1 pseudogene is annotated in these 647 nt (G+C 68.3%); it reads right to left on the reverse strand.

Annotated features, from left to right (window positions below):
- Positions 1-647: pseudogene (gene clpC1 / locus A9X04_RS12895) on the reverse strand (ATP-dependent protease ATP-binding subunit ClpC); the annotation flags it as partial.

A 647-nucleotide genomic window follows, 5' to 3' on the forward strand; every position in this document is an offset into this window, starting at 1 on the left:
ACGCCGGGCTCGCCGATCAGCACCGGGTTGTTCTTGGTGCGCCGGCTCAGCACCTGCATGACCCGCTCGATTTCCTTCTCGCGGCCGATGACCGGATCGAGCTTGCCCTCCATCGCCGCGGCCGTCAGGTTGCGCCCGAACTGGTCGAGCACCAACGACGTGGAAGGTGAGCCGGACTCTCCGCCCCGGCCACCGGTCCCGGCCTCCGCGGCCTCCTTGCCCTGGTAGCCGGAGAGGAGCTGGATGACCTGCTGGCGCACCCGGGTCAGCTCGGCGCCCAGCTTCACCAGCACCTGGGCGGCCACGCCCTCACCCTCGCGGATGAGCCCGAGCAGAATGTGCTCGGTGCCGATGTAGTTGTGGCCGAGCTGCAGCGCCTCACGCAGGCTCAGCTCCAGAACCTTCTTGGCGCGCGGCGTGAACGGGATGTGGCCCGACGGCGCCTGCTGACCCTGGCCGATGATCTCCTCGACCTGGCTGCGGACGCCCTCAAGCGAGATGCCCAGCGACTCGAGTGACTTGGCCGCGACGCCCTCGCCCTCGTGGATCAGGCCCAACAGGATGTGCTCGGTGCCGATGTAGTTGTGGTTGAGCATCCGGGCCTCTTCTTGCGCCAGGACGACGACCCTGCGGGCACGGTCGGTAAA

The sequence above is a fragment of the Mycobacterium sp. E3247 genome (assembly GCF_001667785.1).
Classification (GTDB): domain Bacteria; phylum Actinomycetota; class Actinomycetes; order Mycobacteriales; family Mycobacteriaceae; genus Mycobacterium.